Source organism: Synechococcus sp. CS-1333 (genome assembly GCF_025128015.1).
GTDB lineage: Bacteria > Cyanobacteriota > Cyanobacteriia > PCC-6307 > Cyanobiaceae > MW101C3.
Window position 1 is genome coordinate 1 of the sequence record NZ_JAHLYO010000018.1, and the last position, 17,901, is coordinate 17,901.

Genomic DNA, 17,901 nt, shown 5'->3' on the forward strand with positions numbered 1-17,901 from the left:
AGGATAAAACTTTTCATTCCTACCAAGTTTTGCGTTGATCGAGCTTGTCATCTGATGATGATGAATCGAGAGAAGCAAAACACTGAAAGCCACCCGAAAGGGTGGCTTTTTTGTTGGTTGCGTGTTGGCTGGATGATGGATTGCTGGATTGGTGCAGCGGTTTGAAGGGGTGTGGGTTGTGATGGAGTGTGCTCAATGGTTGGAGGCTGTACTGAAGGGGTGTTGGTGGCTGAATGGCTTGTTGGGTGAATTGCTGAATCGCTGGTTTGTTGGATTGATGAATTGCGGGAAGGATGAAATGATTGGTCAGCGATGACGCTTGGGGTGAATCAAGGGGGAATCACGGGGGATCAAGGAGCGATGAGCACCTTGTCGACCTTGGTGTCAGGATGCCCGATAGAGCACATCTCTGAACGGCTGGAATGCTGTGCTACTGGTCGTGATTAGGTGGCTGTCCGGACGCTGCTAGGCAAGGATGGCGGCGAAAGACTGAACGACTGGATAGGCGCCGGCCTCACGGGACGGATTGCCAGGGCGGTCGCTGAGGAGGGGCTGCATGCCTGCTGCGTTGGCGGCGTGGAGTTCTTCGATGACATCGCTGATGAACAACATGTGGGCGGGCTTCGCTTCAAGTTGGTTGGCGATTGCGGCGTAGCTGTCAGCTTGCTGCTTGGTGCCTATGCGGGTATCAAACCAAGTCGAGAAGAGCGGCTGAAGATTGCCGGCAGTGCTGTGTGAATACAGCAACTGTTGGGCTTTCACCGACCCTGAGGAGTATACACCCAGTTCTATTCCCATGAGTTTCCACCGCCGAAGTGCAGGCGGGACGTCTTCAAACAAGGGGGCGCAGAGGTGGCCGTCTTGATAGCCGCGTTCCCAGATGAGGCCTTGGAGATCCTTCAGTGGAGTTAGTTTCTTGTCATTGCGGATCAGCCACTTCAGGTAGGGCCGCAGCTGCTTGGCGGGTGAACCCTTGCCCTCCATGCGTGCAGAAATGAGAAGACGACGAGCTTCGTCATCTTTTTCCTCCTCCCATGCTTCCTCAATGGATTGCAGCAGCTGCTGGACTTTGGGGTTATTAGCTTCATTGCCAAGAAAGCTGTCCAGCTGGTCTGCGGCATAGGGGAAAAGCGTGTCTTTGACGAAATCGAAGGGACAGGTGGTGCCTTCGATGTCGAGAAGAATGTGGCTGATGGCCACTCCGGCTGGGATGAGGGATGGCATGGTTAACGTTTCGGATTGAGGTATTTTGCCTCTGTCGCGGGAGAGTGTGGGGCTTGTTGATCCATGAGTCTGCTGGATGAACGTGATCGGTGAGTCGCCTCTGCCAGTGGCCTCATGTTGGAGTCGGGGAATATGCACTGCCACCGCGGCGGAAGCGGCGGGGCGAATGTGTCATGGCCGCGATGCCGAGAGAGCAAGCTTCGCGGCAGCCGCGCTGGCTCGGAGAGAGCCATGGCCAGGCCGCTTATGGGGAGGAGAACGACAGCCACTTATAGGCAGGACATCGACAGCCACTACTTCTAGGGAGGACGCCGACAGCCACTCAAAGCGGGTGCCGCGGCAGCAGGATCGATGGCTCTGGCATCCATTACAAGAGGGTGTAGATGAGGCTCTGAGCGCCTGCATGAATTGGGTAGCTGTCAGCGGATTTCAAGGTTGAGGAGCCTGGACTGGTAGCTCCGCCGCTGCTGGTTGCAGAGACTTGAGCAGGAGATCTCGCCACGTCTGATCAAGCAGGAACTCAAGAATTTCCACGTGCCGTTGGGCTGTGAACAGATTGCTGCCCCAGGCATAGAGCCCATGGCCGCCGACCAGCAGGCCATGGGGGGCGTCGTTGAGCAAAGGGGAGGCAAGGTCACTGAGCCGACGCAGATCCTGGTCGTTCGGTACCACTGGGAGCACCACACGGCTGTGATGGGTGGTGATGCCCTCAAGACCCTTCATCATCTCGAGTCCTTCAAATACAACCCCTGCAGGGCAAATTTCGTTTGGTTGTTGGCTCTGGAGAGCCAGGCGCGAGAGCAGGGTTGCCGCCGGTGAATGGGTGTGGAGCACCGCACCCGCGCCACAGGTCTGCACGATCTCCAGGTGCAAGAGCGTCTCTGCGCTGGCCCGTCCGTTGCCCTCCACCACAGCGCCTGCTTCGTTCACCTGCACCAGGTCGGCGCCACGAACAGAACCTTTGTGGATCCCGCTGGGGGCCATGAGTAGGCGCAGAGGATCCCTGTTCAGCACGCTACTGAAATTGCCACCGGTGCCATCACACCAGCCGCGGCGATGAAGGTCCCGGATCAGGCTTGCCAGGGCCTCAGCGGTTGTGGGTGGATCGAAAGGCATCGGCAGATCGCAGCACTTCAATGCTGGCAGGACGGGCACCAGTGGGTTCCTCGCCCACCCAGCCGCTCCCGTTGGATTGGTGTTCCGCACGTCCGGCAGGGCTGGCCGCCGCGTCGGTACACCCAGGCCATGCCGCCGTAGTTGCCATTGGTGCCGCTGAGATCTCTGAAATCGCTGAAGGTGGTGCCTCCCGCTCCGATGCTCGTTTGCAGCACCTGCACCACGGCCTGGTGGAGCCGGCGGAGCTGCGCCACTCCAAGCCTGCCACTGGGGGTGTGCGGATCGATGCCCGCGGTGAACAGAGATTCATCGGCATAGATATTGCCGATGCCGGCCACCAGCGCCTGATCCAGCAGCGCGTTCTTGATCGGCCGCTGCGACCCTTTCAAGCGTTGCTGCAGATAGGTGACGTTGAACGCCGGACTGAACGGTTCAGGACCGAGCCGGCTGAGGCCGTGCATCACCTGGCTGGGCTCGCTGCCCGCAGGAATCCACCACATCTGGCCGAAGCTGCGCGTGTCCACGAAGCGCAGTTCGTGACCCTGGAAGTCGTGGAACCGCACGCGCGTGTGGCTGCATGGTTCGCGCTCGTGATCAAGCCACTGAAACTGGCCTGTCATGCGCAGGTGCACACCCCACCGGCCGGCGGGCTCGCCATCGCGGCTGAGGCTGGCCAACAGATACTTGCCACGGCGCTGCCACAGACCCACCAGGGTGCCTTCAAGGGCACGACAGAACGCTTCGGGGTCGGCGGGATGGGCCACAGCCCTTGCTCTCAGCACACTGACGCGCTCCACCGTGAAGCCCGCCAACTGTCGCTCGAGGCCGAGACGCACGGTTTCGACTTCAGGCAGCTCCGGCAAGACGGTTTCTGGCGCGTTGCTTCAGGCTCCCATGCCGACCTGCCGAGCCCACAGGTGCGGGGCTGCCTCTGGGGTTGCCCGCGTCGAGGGGGAGTAGGCGGCCAGAGGAACGCCCACGCACAGAACAGCCCAAGGCTGTAGGGGGACTGATGGATCGAGCTGAAGAATCAAGCCCGAGATGGCAGTGACGTCTCTGATCTGCTGTTGTGCAGCTGGAGAATGGTGGATAGACCACTCAAGCCAGCTGCTGGATAGGGGCGGCCCCAGCAGTGGGGCCCGACGTGTTGGATTGGCCTGGGAAGCAATCGCCTGTAGATCAGACCGTGTGTGGGGGCAGCCCTGCAGATGCTGGATGTGCCCCCGGGATTGGGCTTCAGGCCTTCTCGAGCTCGGCTTCGGAGAAGTTGTTGGTATTGATGCCGCCTTCCGAACCGCTGAATCCGGTGTAGTTCACTTTCTCGAAGCGCACCACCACGGGGTAGCGGATGCCGGAGGTGTCGATCGACGCCACGGTGCCGACGTCGTTGAACCAATAGGACTCGGGTCGCTTGATGCGCACTTTGTCGCCGCGGGAGATGGCCATCGCTGCGCTGGAGAAGGTTGATTGCCAGTCGGAAGATACCCGAGGCCGGCGGGCCCAAAGGTGCCCGTGTCATGAATCGTCGTCGCCGGAGCAGGGCCGCCATGGGGGCGGGCGGAGCGTGGCACGATCGGCTGCTGCCGCCCCGCTGTTGTTGGAGCCTCCCATCCTCGATCTCGAGCTCCCAGATCCCCAGCGCGACGACATCAGCACGATGGAGTTCCTGGCGCGGCTGGAGGAAGCATGGGGGGTGTGCGACCGCTTCGACCTGCAGACGGAGATCTGGCGGGGACGCATCCTGCGCGCTGTGCGCGACCGCGAGGTTCGCGGCGGTGAGGGCCGGGGTACCGGCTTCCTGCAATGGCTCAGGGAGCGAGAGATCAGCAAGACCCGGGCCTATGGCCTGATCCAGCTGGCGGAGTCTGCCGAAAGCCTGGTGGGTGATGGGCCGCTGGAGCAAAGCAGCGTCAACAACTTCTCGAAGCGCGCCTTCCTCGAAACGGCCCAGGCCGACCCGGAGGTGCAGCTGATGATCAGTGAAGCGGCCAATGAGGGGCAGCAGATCACCCGCAAGCAGGTGCGGCGCCTCTCTGATGAATTCACAGCGGCCACGAGCCCGCTGCTGCCGGAGGAGATCCGCCAGCGCACCCAGGAGAACCTGCTGCCCCCGCGGGCCGTTGCACCACTGGTGAAGGAGCTGGCCAAGCTGCCCGAGGCCCAGCAGGACGATCTGCGCCAGGCGCTGCGGGATGAACCCGAGCTCGACCGGGTCAGGGACGTGACCAGCACGGCCCGCTGGCTGAGCAAGGCGGCCGAGGCCGGGGCTGCGGTGCGCGCCTTTCAGCAAGGGGAGCTGCAACTGGAGAAAGCCCTGCAGGAGGCTCAGCGGCTCGACGCTCTTGGTTTGCTGGCCGATGCGGTGGGGCAGGCGCAACAGCTCGAAAGTGCCGTGCTGAAGCTGCACACCAGCTGGCGACGGCTGGGGGGATTGCAGGAGCGCCTCTGGGTGGAGAGCGGCAGCAGCACGCCCCACCTGCGGGCCATGCTGACCGTTCTCCAGAGCCTGAGCGGAAGCACCCTGCGGGTGTCGTTGGGGGAGCTGGCCGGCGGCAAACGGGTGCGGCTGCAGCTGGTGGAGGAGAGCCCCGACCAGCTGGACGCACCGCCCTTGCCATGAGCCTGCCTGGCCACCAGATCTGGGGCCGCTAAGGTCGGGCCGCACCAGGGCTGTGGTCGGTTTGGCGATGGAAGCGCTCGAGGATTCCCTGGAGCGTCATTTCGGCTGGTCGCGCTTCCGGCCCGGTCAGCGCCCGGTGGTGGAGGCCCTCCTGGCGGGGCGCGACTGTCTGGCGGTGCTGCCCACCGGTGGCGGGAAGTCGCTCTGTTTTCAGCTGCCCGCCCTGGTGCGGCAGGGCCTGGTGCTGGTGGTGTCGCCGCTGGTGGCCCTGATGCAGGACCAGGTGGCGCAGCTGCAGCGCCGCGGCATCCCGGCCGCCTGCCTGCACCAGGGGCTCGATGCCGGGTCGCGGCGGCAGCTTCTGCATCGCCTCGCCGACAATCGCCTGCGCCTGCTCTACTTGGCACCGGAGCGGCTGCAGGCGGAAGCCACCCGCGCCCTACTGGAGGACGTGCTGGAGCAGGGCCGGCTGGTGGCGCTGGCGGTGGACGAGGCCCACTGCATCAGCGCCTGGGGCCATGATTTCCGCCCGGATTACCGCCGCCTCGGGCAGCTGCGCAGCCTCTGTCCCGGTGTGCCCCTGGTGGCGCTGAGCGCCACGGCCGCGCCGCGGGTCCGCGCCGACATCATCCGGCTGCTGCAGCTGCGGCGCCCCCTTGTGCAGGTGCGCTCCGCCCGGCGCTCGAACCTCGTGTACGCCATGCAGCGGCGCCCGCCGGATCCGCTGCCGCTGGTGCTCGACACGGTGGCGGCGGCGTCTGGAGCCGTGCTGATCTATGCCCGCACACGGCGGTCGGTGGAGCACTGGGCGGCGCGGCTTTCGGCTGCCGGGGTGGAGGCGATCGCATATCACGCCGGCATGGACCCTGAGAGTCGCCTGCTGGCGCTCGAACACTTCCAGCACCATCCACGGCCGGTGCTGGTGGCCACGGTGGCCTTCGGCATGGGTGTGGACCGCCCGGATGTGGGCCTGGTGCTGCATCTGGATCTGCCTGCCAGCGCGGAGGGGTACCTGCAGGAGTCGGGGCGGGCGGGGCGTGATGGCCAGCCCGCCCGCTGCCTGGTGCTCTTTGATCCGATGGACCGGCGCTCGCTGGGCTGGGCGATGCGCGCCTCCGGCCGGCAGCTGGCGCCGGAGCAGCAGGAGCAGGAGAAGTTGCGGCTGGAACTGGCCCAGCAGCAGCTGCGGCGCATGGAGGCGGTGGCGGAGGGGACGGGCTGCCGCGAGCAGGCCTTGCTGGAGGCCGTGGGCGAGCTGGTGCCCCCCTGTGGTCGCTGCGACCGTTGCCACAGCCGTGGGGTGTCGATCGACTGGTCGGCGCACGCGGCGCAGGTGCTGACCCTGCTGCAGGAGCGCCGGGGCCTGGATCTCCCCCGGCTGGCCGATGACCTGGCCGATCATTCCGGTGCCGAGGACACCGCCGCTGCGGAGGGAGAGCGCTGGGGTTGGCTGGCGCGCCGGCTGGTGCAGGAGGAGCTGATCAGCGAAAGCGACGACGGCAGCCAGCGGCTCTGGATCCGGGAGGCCGGACGCCGCTATCTGCAGGAGCCATGGCCGTTGCGCTGGGCGGCATGAGCGGCAGGCGGGCCGGCACGCGTGGGCTGGACGGGGCTCAGCCGCCGCCGACCCTGCAGAGGTCTCTCACCAATTGCTGTTCAAACTCGCTCTGCGGGGCATCCCAGCTCTTCCAGGCGCCGGCTTCGCCGGTGGCATTCAGCTTGCCGGCCGTGCAGTTGACCGCCAGGAAAATCGATTGGCCGGCGCTGTTCAGGGCCGGGGCCACCATGCTGCCGCCCAAAGGCTGCCAGTTGGCGAAGTCAACCTGAAGCGGGCCGTAGGTGCGCCATTCCGGCGGTTTGGGGCCGGCCGATCTGGCCGCAGTGGCCGCCGGTTTGGGACGGGGGGCGGGTGCTGCCGCAGCCGCTGGCCTGGGTTGGGGGGCTGCTGCTGCTGGGGCCGGGCGGGTGGCAGCGGGCGCGGGTTGGGTGGCGGCTGCCGCTGCCGGCCTGGGCTGGACTGCTGTAGCCGTGGCAGCAGGTGCGGGGCGCACGGGCGCCGGCTGGGCTGCGGGTGCCGGTTTGGGTTGGGCTGTCGCTGTCGGCGCCGGCCTGGCGGCCACTGGTGCCGGTTTGGGTTGTGGCGCTGCTGGTGCCGGGCGCGCAGGTGCGGGTTTGGCAGCTGCGGGCTTGGCCGGCGCGGGCTTGGCGGCGGCGCGGGCGGGTGCGGGTGTGCTGGCGCGCAGCACCAGGCGGCTGCCGGCCTGGATCTCGTCGGGCTGGCTGAGCTTGTTGAGCGCCATCAGCCGCGACATCGGCACCCCGTAGCGATCGGCGATGCCGGAGAGGGTTTCACCTGGTTGGACGGTGTGTTCGCGGGCGTTCCTGTTCACCGCTGCGGGACGGGCGGCGGCGGGGGCGCCGGGCACCACCAGGCGGGTGCCCTCGGCCACCATGTCCGGGTCGCGGATGCCGTTGAGCTCGATCAGGCGCTGCACCGTGGTGCCCAGCCGGTCGGCGATCTCGGAGAGGGTTTCGCCCGGCTTCACGGTGTAGCTGCCGCGCCCGCCAGCGGAAGAGCCGGCGCCGGAACTGGCTCCACCGGGCACGGTGAGGCGGGTGCCGGCCGTGACCAGATCCGGATCCTTGATGCCGTTCAGCTGCATCAGGCGGTTGAGGGACACGCCATAGCGCTCGGCGATCTCCGAGAGCGTCTCCCCGGGCTTCACCACGTGCTGGGCGGCCAGTCCCGGCAACGGGAGCAGCAGGGCGAGGGCCAGGGCGACGATGGCGCGGCGCATGGGCAACGGTCAGCTGGATGAACCTTAAGGAGAACCCTCTGGCGCGCCAGTCCCCCGGCGCCAAATCGTTGGTCCGGTTCAGCCCATCAGCCGCTTGATCAGGCCGAGACGGTCGCCGTAGGGGGGATAGCGCAGCGGCACATCGAAGCGGAACGGGCGCCGCAGCACGCTGCGCAGGTGCGAGAAGGTGTCGAAGCCCGACTGGCCGTGGTAGCGGCCCATGCCGCTGGGGCCGACGCCACCGAATGGAAGCTCGGGCACCCCCACCTGCATCACCACGTCGTTGAAGCAGACGCCCCCCGAACTGGTGCCTGCCAGCACCTGCTCCTGGGCGGCGGCACTGCTGCTGAACAGATAGAGCGCCAGCGGCTTGGCTCCACGCCGCACCCGGGTGATTGCCTCATCCAGCGAAGCCACAGGCAGCACCGGCAGCAGGGGACCGAACAGCTCCTCCTGCATCAGCGGATCGTCGGCCGCATCGACCGCCAGCAGAGTGGGGGCGATGCGCAGGCGCTCCGGATCGATCTGGCCGCCGGCCAGCAGCTGCCCCCGCTGCCTGGCGCCCTCCAGCAGGCCGCACAGCCGCTCGAACTGCGGGCGGTTGACGATGCGGGCCAGATCCGGCGACGCCAGCGGGTCGTCGCCGTAGCAGCGCGTGATCTCCCGCGTCAGCCGCTCCACCAGCGCCGGCCGCACTGAGTCTTCCACCAGCAGATGGTCGGGGGCGATGCAGGTCTGACCGGCGTTGAGCCCCTTGCCCCAGATCAGGCGACGGGCAGTGGTGTCGAGGTCGGCGTCGGCCAGCACGATGGCCGGGCTCTTGCCGCCCAGCTCCAGGGTGACCGGGGTGAGGTGACGCGCGGCCGCCTCCATCACCAGCCGGCCCACCCGGCCGCCGCCAGTGAAGAAAATGTGATCGAAGCGCAGCTGGAGCAGCGCGCTGGCCACAGCTCCGTCTCCTTCCACCACCTGCACCACATCGGGCTCCAGGTGGCGCGCCACCAGCTGGGCGATCAGGGCCGAGGTGTGCGGGGCCTGCTCCGACGGCTTCAGCACGGCGCTGTTGCCCGCTGCCAGAGCACTCACCAGCGGCTGGAGGGTGAGCGAGAAGGGGTAATTCCAGGGGCCGATGATCAGCACGCAGCCGAGCGGCTCAGGCATCAGCCGGGCCTGGCCCGGCCTCTGGCTGAGCGGCACCGGCACTGGCCGGGGCGCCATCCAGCGCCGCAGCTGGCGCTGGCAGAGGCGCAGCTCCTGACGGACGGCCACCACTTCGAAATAGGCCTCCACCGGAGGCTTGCCCAGGTCGGCGGCGAGCGCCGCAAGGATCGCCTCCTCCGCACCATCGAGCAGTGCCGTGAGCCGCGCGAGCTGCTCGCGACGCCAGGCCAGCGGGCGGGTGAGCCCCTGGCTGACCGGCTCACGCAGGCTGTCCACGGCGGGCATGGCCACGGCGGGCATGTCCGCCATGGGCATGGCGGTGGAGGCGGTCATGGGAGCGGGCGAGCGAGAGTAGCTCCAGCATGGCGGCTGCTACCCGGCCACGGGGCCGGCTGGAGCGGGTGTGGGAGCGGCTGGCGGCCACACCTCCAGCGCGATGGTGAGGGCGAGAAGGATGGAACAGCAACTCGATCTCCTGCAGTCAACGCCGCCGGCCGGCACCCCTCAGACGGTGACGCGGGAGGGACTGGCGTTGCGCTACTGGCCCTTGTGGCTGGCGGATGCGGCGTCCTGGCTGGTTCAGCTGCGGACCGACGTGCCCTGGCGCCAGGAGCACATCACCCTGTTCGGCCGCACCCATCCGATTCCGCGGCTCACCTGCTGGATGGGCGATCCCGGTTGCCACTACGCCTACAGCGGTGTTCACCAGGCGATCGAGCCCTGGACCGCCTCGCTGCGGCAGCTGCGCCGGCAGGTGGAGGCCGCCGCCGGTTGCCGCTTCAACTCCCTGCTGCTCAATCACTACCGCGACGGCAACGACAAGCTGGATTGGCATGCGGACGACGAGCCCGAACTTGATCCCGATCAACCGATTGCCTCCCTCAGCCTCGGGGCGGCGCGCAGTTTTCGGCTCAAGCCCCGGCAACCTTCCGCAGATGCAGAGTCACCGCTGAGCTTTGAACTGGGCGAAGGCGATCTGCTGGTGATGGATCCACCCACGCAACAGCACTGGTTGCATCAGGTGCCCCAGCGACGGCGGGTCGCACGTGACCGCATCAATCTCACCTTCCGCGTGATTCGAAGGGGAGCGATTGCACAGCGGTGATCTCGATCGGGGGGTGTGGTTGCAAGGGTGTTGAGCTGAGTCTTTGGCAGGGACTTCGTGAGTGAGTGCGCCTAGGCATTCGACAGCATTTCAATCAACGCCATTGCGGATCGATGGTTGCCCTCTGTGACAAGCAGGCAGGAACCACCACGGATACCTGGCAACGCCAGCAGCGGGCCATCCTCCCCAAGCGATCCGGCCCCAACTCCGCCCGTCGCCCCCACTGGGACGATCCTCCTGCTCCTCTGCGGTTGCAGTGCAAGCGTCGCCATCATGTTGGGGCAGTGGCCTGATGCTGTTCCGGGGTGTACTCAACGCGTGCAGAGACGCAGGGTGCGGTGGGCCGGTGTTGCGCAATCGGTTATGGCTGAACACAGCGTGCTGCAGTTGGGGGATCCGCGTCTTCGGCCGAGGCGGTCAGCCGCGCCGACGGCTACAGCCCCAGCTTGCGCCGCCCCTGCCACATGCCCACGCCGTAGCCGATCGCAGGTAGCAGCAGTGCAGGGCGCAAGGGCAACAGCAGCAGCAGGGCGATCCCCACCAGCCAGGGCAGCAGCAGCAGGCTGCCGAAGGCCAGCTGGCTCAGCCGCGAACGGCGAGCCAGGCTGCCCGAGCGCTGAACCAGCCGAGGCACGCCCTTGCCCAGGCCAAAGCCCAGCAGCGCGGTGAGAACGGTGAGCAGGATCGCGCCCATGGCGGGGTGGCAGCCGTTGAGAGTTTGCCGCCCGGGCGCTCCCGGCGATGGGGACCGCCTGGCCACACCTTGCCAAGGGGATCTGCAGCCCGAAGGTCCAAGTGAATGGCCGGAAAGGGTTGGGAGGAAGCCCTTGACGAGACTTGAACTCGTGACCTCTCCCTTACCAAGGGAGTGCTCTACCGCTGAGCTACAAGGGCATGTGGAAGGTGGGCCGGGTTGGATTTGAACCAACGTAGGCAGAGCCAGCGGATTTACAGTCCGCCCCCATTAACCACTCGGGCACCGACCCGCTCCACCCGAGAAACTTACCAGTCGACCTTCCCCATGCAGCTGCTCGTGCTTCACGGCCCCAACCTCAACCTGCTGGGGCGCCGTGAGCCTGGGCTTTACGGGGTCAGCACCCTGGAAGCCATCAACGCGGCGCTGACGGCCCAGGCAGCGGCGCAGGGGGTGGACCTGGCCTGTTTTCAGAGCAACCACGAGGGTGCCCTCGTGGACCGCATCCACGAGGCAGCCGGCGTCTGCGACGGCATCGTCATTAACGCCGGTGCCTACACCCACACGTCGATCGCCATCCGTGACGCGCTGCTGGGGGTGGCGTTGCCCTTCGTGGAGGTGCACCTCAGCAACGTCCACGCCCGCGAGCCGTTCCGGCACCACTCCACCCTGGCCGACCGGGCGGTGGGCGTGGTCTGTGGCTTCGGGCCCGCCAGCTACAGCCTCGGCCTCGACGGCCTGGTGGCCCACCTGCGCGCCCAGGAGCCGGCATGAGCACCACCGCTTCCCTGCCGCTGGCGGCCGGCGTGTCCGTGGCCGCACCTGCCCGGGTGAAATGGCTGACGGCGCCCAGCAGCGACGCCTGGTTGGAGCAGGCCCTGGCCCACCCCGAGCTGCTGTTGATCGACCATGCCCACTGCGAACGCAAGGCGGCGGGCGTGGCGCTGCAGCTGATGTTCCGCTACCCCTCCGACGGGGAGCTGGCCGCGGTGCTCAGCCCCCTGGCCCGTGAGGAGCTCGAACACTTCGAGCGCGTGCAGGCCCTGCTGGAGCGGCGAGGCCATGCCCTGCGCGCCCTGGCAGCCCCGCCCTACGGCGCCGCCCTGGCCGGCCAGGTGCGGCGGGGCGAGCCGCAGCGCATGCTCGACAGCTTCCTGGTGGCCGGCCTGATCGAGGCCCGCAGCCACGAACGCATGGCTCTGCTGGCTGCCCACAGCCCTGATCCGGAGCTGGCGGCCCTCTACGGCGACCTGCTGGCCAGCGAGGCGCGCCACTTCGGGGTCTACTGGGTACTGGCCGAAGCGCGCTTCAGCCGCGAAGCCACAGTGGAGCGGCTGGAGCAGCTGGCGCTGGCGGAGGTTCAGGCCCTCACAGGAGTGTTGGCCGATCCAGGGCTGGTTCGGATGCACTCGGTGGGCGTGGCCTGAGCCTGCTGGGCTGCCGCTTCCGGCTCGCCTCGCCTCAGACCGCGGCCAGCAGTTCGTCGAGCAGGGGGAACCGTTCGGCGATGGCCTCACCGGTGAAGGTGGCCACCCACCCCTCCGGGTTGTCGAAGAAGCGCAGGGCGGCGAAGTGGGGCTCGGGCCCCATGTCAAACCAGTGGGGCGTGCCCGCCGGAACAGAGATCAGGTCGTTGCGCTCACACACCACCTGCAGCACCTCATCACCGAGGTGAAGGCAGAACAGGCCGCGCCCTTCAACGAAGAAGCGCACCTCGTCCTCGCTGTGGGTGTGCTCCGAGAGGAACTTCTGCCGCAGCGCCACCCGATCCGGATGGTCGGGCGTGAGGCGGATCGCATCGACCGTGGGATAGGCGCCGCTGCTCTGCAGTCGGGCGATCTCCTCGGCGTAGAGCGCCAGCAGCGCGTCGGCAGTGGTGGCCTCGCCAGTGGAGGCCCGGGCCGGCCAGCGCTCGAAGCGGATGCCGCGGGCCTCCAGCTCCTGGCGGATCCGGTCGCCGTCGCTGGTGCGCAACGTGGGCGGGCAGGGGGTGGCGTCAGGGGCGGCGTTGCCATCGCTGGGCAGTTGGTGAATGGCAAGCAGAGTCATCGGGGTGCGGCACGGGCGATGGCTCCAGCCTATGGAAGCCCTGCGGGCCGGAGGTGCGGGTGTGTTGCGGCGCCGCCGCAAGGCCTGAGCACGCCACTGGCGCGTGGCCCATGGGCTGAGCCGCTGGCGCCACGGCGTGATGGGATGAACCCCACGGATGTGGTGGCAGCACCCAATGAGCGAGGCCCCCTCGGTGCCCCCAGGCTCCCCCGGTTTTTCCGGTTTTCCCGGCCTGCCAGGCCTTCAAGGCCTGCCCGACCCCACCGGCGCCGCTGCCTTGCCGGGGCTCACGCTGGTGGGTGTGGGTCCGGGCGATCCGGATCTGCTTACCGTGGCGGCGGTGCGGGCAATCGCCGCTGCCGACCTGGTGGCCTACCCGGTGGCCCAGGCGGGTGGGGAGGGAATGGCCGCGGCGATCGCGGCGCCGTGGCTGAATCCGGAGCAGGCCACCTTGCCGCTGGTGTTTCCGATGGTGGCGGAGCCTGAGCCGCGCCGTCAGGCCTGGCGGGCTGCGGCTGAGGCGCTGGCGGCCGCGGTGGCCGCTGGCCGCCGGGTGGTGCTGCTCTGCGAGGGGGATGTGTCGCTCTATGCCAGCGCCTCGTACGTGCTGCTGGCTCTGCGCGATGCCCACCCCGCCTGCCCAGTGCGGCTCATCCCCGGCATCCCCGCCGTGGCAGCGGCGGCGGCCGCAGGCCACTGGCCTCTGGCCCTGCAGGGGCAGGGGCTGCTGGTGCGCCCCACGCCCGATGCGCCCGGGGTGCTCGATACCCTGCTCGACGCCATCGCCCTGGAGCCCCCGCAGGCGCGCACCGGCCTGGCCCTGCTCAAGCTGGGCCACCGCTGGAGCTGGGTGCGGCCCCTGCTGGAACGGCGCGGGCTCCTTGGGGACGCCCTGTTCGCCCAGCGGGTGGGCTGGCCCGATCAGCTGGTGGTGCCGGCCGATGCGGTGCCCTCCGAGCAGCGGCCCTACTTTTCGCTTCTGCTGATCCGATCCGGCTGGCCGTCGGTACTTCCCTAGCGCCGGCGCCCCTCGGCTGTGACAGCCTTTGGCTGGCTTCCCCACCCCCCACCACCTGCTCCATGACCCCGATCGACTGGTTCTCGCTGCTGCATCCGGTGCTGGTCATCCTGTTTGTGTATCCCGTGGTGGGTGCCACGATCCGCCTCGGCCTGCTGGCCCGTGAGCGCCGGCTCAAGATCCACCCACAGCCGCCCACCGTGGGGGTGGAGCACGCCGACCATGGCCGCTGGCTCACCGCCGGCATCGTGGTGGCGGTGCTGATCGCCCTCCTCTATTCCTTCATCAGCAAGTTCGTGGTGCCGGAACCCCCCTTCACTGGCGGGGCCGGACGTCTGGCGCTGCTGCTGCTGGTGAGTGCCGGCACCTTCGCGAGTCTGCTGGGGCTCTGGCGGGCGAAGAAAGCGCCGCTGCGGGCCAGCTTCGCCCTGCTCACCTGGGTGGGCCTGCTGGGCCTCGGCAGCCAGCCGGAGATCTGGCGCCTCAGCGACAACCCGCTCAGCCCTGCCTTCTGGAGCTCCCACTACTGGGCCGGCGTGCTGCTCACGGGCCTGATGCTGTTCTCGCTGGCCTCCAAGGCGGAGATCTTCCGCTCCCTGCGGATGCGTCGCCTGCACATCACCGCCAACGTGCTCGCCTCCGTGCTCTTTGCCGTGATGGCGATCACCGGCACCCGCGACCTGCTGGAAATCCCACTCAGCTGGCAGAAACCGGCGATCTATTCCTGCAACTTCGAGCTGCGCACCTGCCCAGCACCGGCCCAGTCAAGTGTTGACGCTCCTGCCCCGTCAGCCAACACAGCGACGGTGTCAGCCGCTGCCGCTTCCAGCAGTGCCCTGGCCTCCGCAGGGGTGGGCGCGCGCATCAGCTGATGGCGCAGTTGGGCGGCGCCGGCGAAGCCCTGGCAGGTCCAGCCCATGTGCTTGCGGGCGATCTGCAGGCCTTTCGCCCCTCGGTAGGCCACCAGCGCCTGCAGGTGCTCGGCCGCCAGGGCCAGCCGCTCGGCCGGCGAGGGGTCCGGTGGCACCGGCCGGCCGCTCAGGGCCGCGTCGATGCGGCCCACCAGCCAGGGGGCTCCCAGGGTGGCTCGCCCCACCATGACCCCATCGGCGCCGGTGATGGCCAGGCAGCGCAGGGCTTCTTCGGGGGAGGTCACGTCGCCGTTGGCGATCACGGGAATGCGCAGGGCCTGCTTCACCCGGGCGATGGCGGCCCAGTCGGCGCTGCCGGAGAAGCCCTGCTCCCGTGTGCGGCCGTGCAGGGTGAGCGCCTCGGCACCGGCTTCCTGCAGACCGAGGGCGAAAGCCACCGGATCGGCGCTGCTGCCGCACCAGCCCAGCCGCGTCTTCACCGTGACCGGCACGCGCACCGCAGCCGCCACCGCCGCCACGATCTCCGCCGCCAGCGCGGGCTCGCGCAGCAGGCCGCTGCCGCCGCCTTTGCGCGCCACCTTGCGCACCGGGCAGCCCATGTTGATGTCGATCAGGAAGGCGCCCGCCGCCTCCGCCCGCCGGGCGGCCTCGGCCAGGGCCTGGGGACGGTGGTCGAACAGCTGCACCGCGATCGGCCCGCTCTCGCCGGCCAGAGCCTCGAACTTCTCACTGCCGTGGCCCCGCTCCAGGCAGGTGGCGTGCACCATCTCCGTATAGAGGAGGGCGTCGGGAGCCCAACGGCGCACGAAGCCCCGAAAGATCTGGTCGCTCACCCCCGCCAGGGGCGACTGGAACACCCGGCAGCGGAGCTGGCGCGGCTGGCCGCGGCCCTGAAGCTGAAGTGGAAGCGGTGGCAGGGTCATCAGAGGTTCATCTTCCCGCTGCCCAGGGCCGCCCTGACCCGCCGAACAACTGCCTCGTTGACCCGCCCGACGACGGCCTCGCTGACCTGCTGACCCGCCGCCTCGCCATGACTGCCCCCTCCCCCCATCCGCTCAGTCTCCAGTTGCTGCAGCTGATCCTCGACGACCGCACCAGCGACCGCTTCGTCTGCGAACTGGTCTGGCAGCGGCTGGGCTACGCACCCGCTGACGGGCTGGTGGATGGGCTGGCTTTTGAGGCTGACGTCATGGCACAGCCCACCATCGGGGCAGAGGTCACCACCAGCGCCGCACAGGGGCCAGCGCCGTGGCGCGCCACCGCCGCCACACCGGACGACTGGGCCCTGGCCTACCCGCAGGCGCCGCCGCTGATCGCGGAGCGTCCGGCCAGTGTGCGGCTCACCCGCTCGATTGCCGCCGCCCACAAGCAACTGCTCAAACACCAGCTGGGCTTCGCCGGCTACCGCATCGGCGAGCTGTTTCCCCGCCGCACCCGCCGCGCCACGGCGGTGAACTGGCTGCTGGCTCACCTGGCCGAGCGGGGCGAACCGCTGCCGGACACAGGGCCGCTGCCACCGCTGCTGCCGCAGCCGGCCGATCCGGTGGCGGGGCACCCGGGAGATCTGCCGGTGCAGTAGCCGGCGGACCGCCCCCGAGCCATGCAGGCCCCGCCCGTTCAGATCCCCATCGCCACCCCATCGAGCCGGTGATCCACGCCGGCCTCCAGGCTGGTGCAGTGGCCGGAGTCGTCGCGATGGAGGCGCACCATCTGGGCACCCCCCTTGAAACCCACGAAGCCATAGGAATCGCCGAGCTGATGGCCGCGGGCCACCAGCTCGTGGCCCACGTCTGGATTGAACTGCGGATCGATGTGGACCGCACCGCTCTGCATGATCAGCTTGAAGCGCGGGGCATCCACGGCCTGCTGGGGATTCATGCCCAGATCGAGGGCGTTCACCAGGATCTGGGTGAGCCCCTGGGGATGGGCGTTGCCGCCGATCACGCCCATCACGAATTCAGGCAGCCCTTCGCGCAGCACCATCGCCGGCAGGATCGAATGGCGCGGCCGGTGGCCGGGTGCCAGGGCATTGGGATGGCCCGGCTGGCTGGAGAACTGGGCGGCCCGGTTGTTGAGCAGCACGCCCGTGTCGCCCGCCACCAGCCCGGAGCCGAACAGTCCGCTGATGCTGGTCATCAACGACACGGCGTTGCCCTCGCTGTCCACGGCGCACACGTAGCTGGTGTCGCCCGAATGGCCGCCCTGGGGCCGGGTGGCCGGCCGGGCCTGGGCCGTGATGCGGCGGCGGGCGGCGGCCAGTCCGTCCGGGCTGAGCTGCTGCCGCACCAGTTCGAGCATCGATGGGGTGGGCTCCCCCACCCCATCGATCGCCAGCTCAAAGCCGAGGCGGATCGCTTCGATCTCATGGTGCAGCCGCTCCGCCTCGTCCATCGCGGCGAGGGGCAGGCCATCGAGGAGGCCAAGCGCATGCAGAGCCACCACCCCCTGGGAATTGGGTGGCAGGCCCAGCACCTCCCGGCCGCGGTAGCCCACGCTCAGGGGCTCCACCCATTCGGCGCGGTGCTGCTGGGCGGCCACGTCGGCTGTGGTGCTGGGCACACCGCCCGCGCTGATCGTGGTGGCGATCGCCTCGGCCACGGGCCCTTCGTAGAAGCCCTGGCGGCCCTCCCGGGCCACGCGCTCCAGGGAGTCGGCCAGTTGCGGCAGGCGCATCAGCTGGCCCGGCTGCGGGGGGCTGCCATGGGGAAGAAACACCTCGCGAAGCTCCGATGAGGCGCTCTGCCCCAGCATCGCGGCGCCAACGGCCCAGAACCCCGCGATCGATTCGCCCACCGGGTAGCCCTGGCGCGCATAAGCGATCACCGGTTCCCACAGCTCCTGCAGCGACTGGGTGCCGAACCGCTCCAGCAAGGTGCACCAGCCATCCACGGCGCCGGGAATGGTGACCGAGGCCGCGCCGTGCTCCGGCATCAAGGGGCGCGCTCCGATGCGCTCGAGGCTGGCGCCGCTCGGGGCCATGCCGCTGCCATTGAGACCCAGCACCCGCTGGTCCTGTGCCGACCACACCAGCACCATGGTGTCGCCGCCGAGGCCGCTCATCATCGGCTCGGCCAGCGCCAGCATCCCGGCCATGGCTACCGCGGCATCGGCGGCGTTGCCGCCCTGCTCCAGCACCCGCAGGCCCACGCGGGTCACCAGCGGCGAGCTGGAGGTGACCATGGCATGCCCGGCAAACACGGGCGAGCGGCGATGAAGAAAGGCAGGGTTGGCCATGGCAGCGCGC

The 17,901-nt window shown here is 68.5% G+C and carries 17 protein-coding genes, 2 tRNA genes and 1 pseudogene; 8 read left to right on the forward strand and 12 right to left on the reverse strand.

Annotated features, from left to right (window positions below):
• Positions 1–465: 465 nt before the first annotated feature.
• The 4 genes from mtnC to KQ303_RS08090 form a co-directional block, all read right to left on the reverse strand.
• Positions 466–1,200: an acireductone synthase gene (gene mtnC, locus KQ303_RS08075; protein ID WP_259729895.1), complete on the reverse strand. Its 735-nt coding sequence runs from the start codon at positions 1,198–1,200 to the stop codon at positions 466–468.
• Positions 1,201–1,653: 453 nt separating this feature from the next.
• On the reverse strand, positions 1,654–2,340 hold the full coding sequence (mtnB, locus tag KQ303_RS08080) for a methylthioribulose 1-phosphate dehydratase (protein WP_259729896.1): 687 nt from the start codon (positions 2,338–2,340) through the stop codon (positions 1,654–1,656).
• Positions 2,341–2,357: 17 nt separating this feature from the next.
• Positions 2,358–3,203 (reverse strand): DNA-formamidopyrimidine glycosylase, encoded by an 846-nt coding sequence (locus KQ303_RS08085; protein ID WP_259729897.1) that lies wholly within the window; start codon positions 3,201–3,203, stop codon positions 2,358–2,360.
• A 373-nt stretch (positions 3,204–3,576) separates the two neighbouring features.
• Complete coding sequence (locus KQ303_RS08090; protein WP_094510007.1) at positions 3,577–3,786, reverse strand: photosystem I reaction center subunit IV; 210 nt, start codon at positions 3,784–3,786, stop codon at positions 3,577–3,579.
• A gap of 211 nt (positions 3,787–3,997) precedes the next feature.
• Between KQ303_RS08090 and KQ303_RS08095 the strand changes: the two genes are divergently transcribed.
• Positions 3,998–4,960: a hypothetical protein gene (locus KQ303_RS08095; RefSeq protein WP_233132729.1), complete on the forward strand. Its 963-nt coding sequence runs from the start codon at positions 3,998–4,000 to the stop codon at positions 4,958–4,960.
• Positions 4,961–5,027: 67 nt separating this feature from the next.
• On the forward strand, positions 5,028–6,536 hold the full coding sequence (locus tag KQ303_RS08100; RefSeq protein WP_259729898.1) for an ATP-dependent DNA helicase RecQ: 1,509 nt from the start codon (positions 5,028–5,030) through the stop codon (positions 6,534–6,536).
• Positions 6,537–6,573: 37 nt separating this feature from the next.
• Here the strand turns inward: KQ303_RS08100 and KQ303_RS08105 are convergent, their stop codons facing one another.
• Positions 6,574–7,758, reverse strand: a complete 1,185-nt coding sequence (locus KQ303_RS08105; RefSeq protein WP_259729899.1) for a LysM peptidoglycan-binding domain-containing protein — start codon at positions 7,756–7,758, stop codon at positions 6,574–6,576.
• Between the two features lie 78 nt (positions 7,759–7,836).
• Positions 7,837–9,252, reverse strand: a complete 1,416-nt coding sequence (locus KQ303_RS08110; RefSeq protein ID WP_399233241.1) for an aldehyde dehydrogenase family protein — start codon at positions 9,250–9,252, stop codon at positions 7,837–7,839.
• A 121-nt stretch (positions 9,253–9,373) separates the two neighbouring features.
• On the opposite strand from KQ303_RS08110, the gene KQ303_RS08115 reads away from it, so the two are divergent.
• Positions 9,374–10,024 (forward strand): alpha-ketoglutarate-dependent dioxygenase AlkB, encoded by a 651-nt coding sequence (locus tag KQ303_RS08115; RefSeq protein ID WP_259729900.1) that lies wholly within the window; start codon positions 9,374–9,376, stop codon positions 10,022–10,024.
• A gap of 433 nt (positions 10,025–10,457) precedes the next feature.
• Here the strand turns inward: KQ303_RS08115 and KQ303_RS08120 are convergent, their stop codons facing one another.
• The 3 genes from KQ303_RS08120 to KQ303_RS08130 form a co-directional block, all read right to left on the reverse strand.
• Positions 10,458–10,718 (reverse strand): hypothetical protein, encoded by a 261-nt coding sequence (locus KQ303_RS08120; protein WP_094510017.1) that lies wholly within the window; start codon positions 10,716–10,718, stop codon positions 10,458–10,460.
• 128 nt (positions 10,719–10,846) lie between these two features.
• Positions 10,847–10,918: transfer RNA gene (locus KQ303_RS08125), tRNA-Thr, on the reverse strand.
• Positions 10,919–10,928: 10 nt separating this feature from the next.
• Positions 10,929–11,010: transfer RNA gene (locus tag KQ303_RS08130), tRNA-Tyr, on the reverse strand.
• Positions 11,011–11,045: 35 nt separating this feature from the next.
• Here KQ303_RS08130 and aroQ point away from each other — a divergent pair.
• Together aroQ and KQ303_RS08140 are read left to right on the forward strand one after the other, a co-directional pair.
• Entirely contained in the window at positions 11,046–11,492 is a 447-nt protein-coding gene (gene aroQ / locus KQ303_RS08135; protein WP_259729901.1) for a type II 3-dehydroquinate dehydratase, read from the forward strand.
• Positions 11,489–12,145: a tRNA-(ms[2]io[6]A)-hydroxylase gene (locus tag KQ303_RS08140; protein ID WP_259729902.1), complete on the forward strand. Its 657-nt coding sequence runs from the start codon at positions 11,489–11,491 to the stop codon at positions 12,143–12,145. Before aroQ ends, KQ303_RS08140 begins: the two co-directional genes overlap by 4 nt.
• A 34-nt stretch (positions 12,146–12,179) precedes the next feature.
• Here the strand turns inward: KQ303_RS08140 and KQ303_RS08145 are convergent, their stop codons facing one another.
• A complete protein-coding gene (locus KQ303_RS08145; protein WP_259729903.1) occupies positions 12,180–12,767 on the reverse strand; it encodes an acireductone dioxygenase in 588 nt (195 codons plus the stop codon).
• Between the two features lie 295 nt (positions 12,768–13,062).
• Here KQ303_RS08145 and KQ303_RS08150 point away from each other — a divergent pair, with 295 nt between their 5' ends.
• Positions 13,063–13,785 (forward strand): precorrin-2 C(20)-methyltransferase, encoded by a 723-nt coding sequence (locus tag KQ303_RS08150; RefSeq protein WP_259729975.1) that lies wholly within the window; start codon positions 13,063–13,065, stop codon positions 13,783–13,785.
• Positions 13,786–13,847: 62 nt separating this feature from the next.
• A pseudogene (locus KQ303_RS08155) lies at positions 13,848–14,465 on the forward strand (DUF4079 domain-containing protein); the annotation flags it as partial.
• A 38-nt stretch (positions 14,466–14,503) separates the two neighbouring features.
• On the opposite strand, the gene dusB reads toward KQ303_RS08155, so the two are convergent.
• A complete protein-coding gene (gene dusB, locus KQ303_RS08160; RefSeq protein ID WP_255099994.1) occupies positions 14,504–15,580 on the reverse strand; it encodes a tRNA dihydrouridine synthase DusB in 1,077 nt (358 codons plus the stop codon).
• Between the two features lie 107 nt (positions 15,581–15,687).
• Here dusB and KQ303_RS08165 point away from each other — a divergent pair, with 107 nt between their 5' ends.
• Positions 15,688–16,236, forward strand: coding sequence for a DUF1823 family protein (locus KQ303_RS08165; RefSeq protein WP_259729904.1), 549 nt, complete (start codon positions 15,688–15,690; stop codon positions 16,234–16,236).
• A gap of 38 nt (positions 16,237–16,274) precedes the next feature.
• Here the strand turns inward: KQ303_RS08165 and KQ303_RS08170 are convergent, their stop codons facing one another.
• On the reverse strand, positions 16,275–17,891 hold the full coding sequence (locus KQ303_RS08170; protein WP_259729905.1) for a gamma-glutamyltransferase family protein: 1,617 nt from the start codon (positions 17,889–17,891) through the stop codon (positions 16,275–16,277).
• Positions 17,892–17,901 lie beyond the last annotated feature (10 nt).

Bases quoted from the DNA above. Each gene is read 5' to 3' on its own strand.
- mtnB (WP_259729896.1), bottom strand. From the start codon at position 2,340: ATGCCTTTCGATCCACCCACAACCGCTGAGGCCCTGGCAAGCCTGATC.
- KQ303_RS08090 (WP_094510007.1), bottom strand. From the start codon at position 3,786: ATGGCCATCTCCCGCGGCGACAAAGTGCGCATCAAGCGACCCGAGTCC.
- KQ303_RS08095 (WP_233132729.1), top strand. From the start codon at position 3,998: ATGGAGTTCCTGGCGCGGCTGGAGGAAGCATGGGGGGTGTGCGACCGC.
- KQ303_RS08100 (WP_259729898.1), top strand. From the start codon at position 5,028: ATGGAAGCGCTCGAGGATTCCCTGGAGCGTCATTTCGGCTGGTCGCGC.
- KQ303_RS08105 (WP_259729899.1), bottom strand. From the start codon at position 7,758: ATGCGCCGCGCCATCGTCGCCCTGGCCCTCGCCCTGCTGCTCCCGTTG.
- KQ303_RS08110 (WP_399233241.1), bottom strand. From the start codon at position 9,252: ATGACCGCCTCCACCGCCATGCCCATGGCGGACATGCCCGCCGTGGCC.
- KQ303_RS08115 (WP_259729900.1), top strand. From the start codon at position 9,374: ATGGAACAGCAACTCGATCTCCTGCAGTCAACGCCGCCGGCCGGCACC.
- KQ303_RS08120 (WP_094510017.1), bottom strand. From the start codon at position 10,718: ATGGGCGCGATCCTGCTCACCGTTCTCACCGCGCTGCTGGGCTTTGGC.
- aroQ (WP_259729901.1), top strand. From the start codon at position 11,046: ATGCAGCTGCTCGTGCTTCACGGCCCCAACCTCAACCTGCTGGGGCGC.
- KQ303_RS08140 (WP_259729902.1), top strand. From the start codon at position 11,489: ATGAGCACCACCGCTTCCCTGCCGCTGGCGGCCGGCGTGTCCGTGGCC.
- KQ303_RS08145 (WP_259729903.1), bottom strand. From the start codon at position 12,767: ATGACTCTGCTTGCCATTCACCAACTGCCCAGCGATGGCAACGCCGCC.
- dusB (WP_255099994.1), bottom strand. From the start codon at position 15,580: ATGACCCTGCCACCGCTTCCACTTCAGCTTCAGGGCCGCGGCCAGCCG.
- KQ303_RS08165 (WP_259729904.1), top strand. From the start codon at position 15,688: ATGACTGCCCCCTCCCCCCATCCGCTCAGTCTCCAGTTGCTGCAGCTG.
- KQ303_RS08170 (WP_259729905.1), bottom strand. From the start codon at position 17,891: ATGGCCAACCCTGCCTTTCTTCATCGCCGCTCGCCCGTGTTTGCCGGG.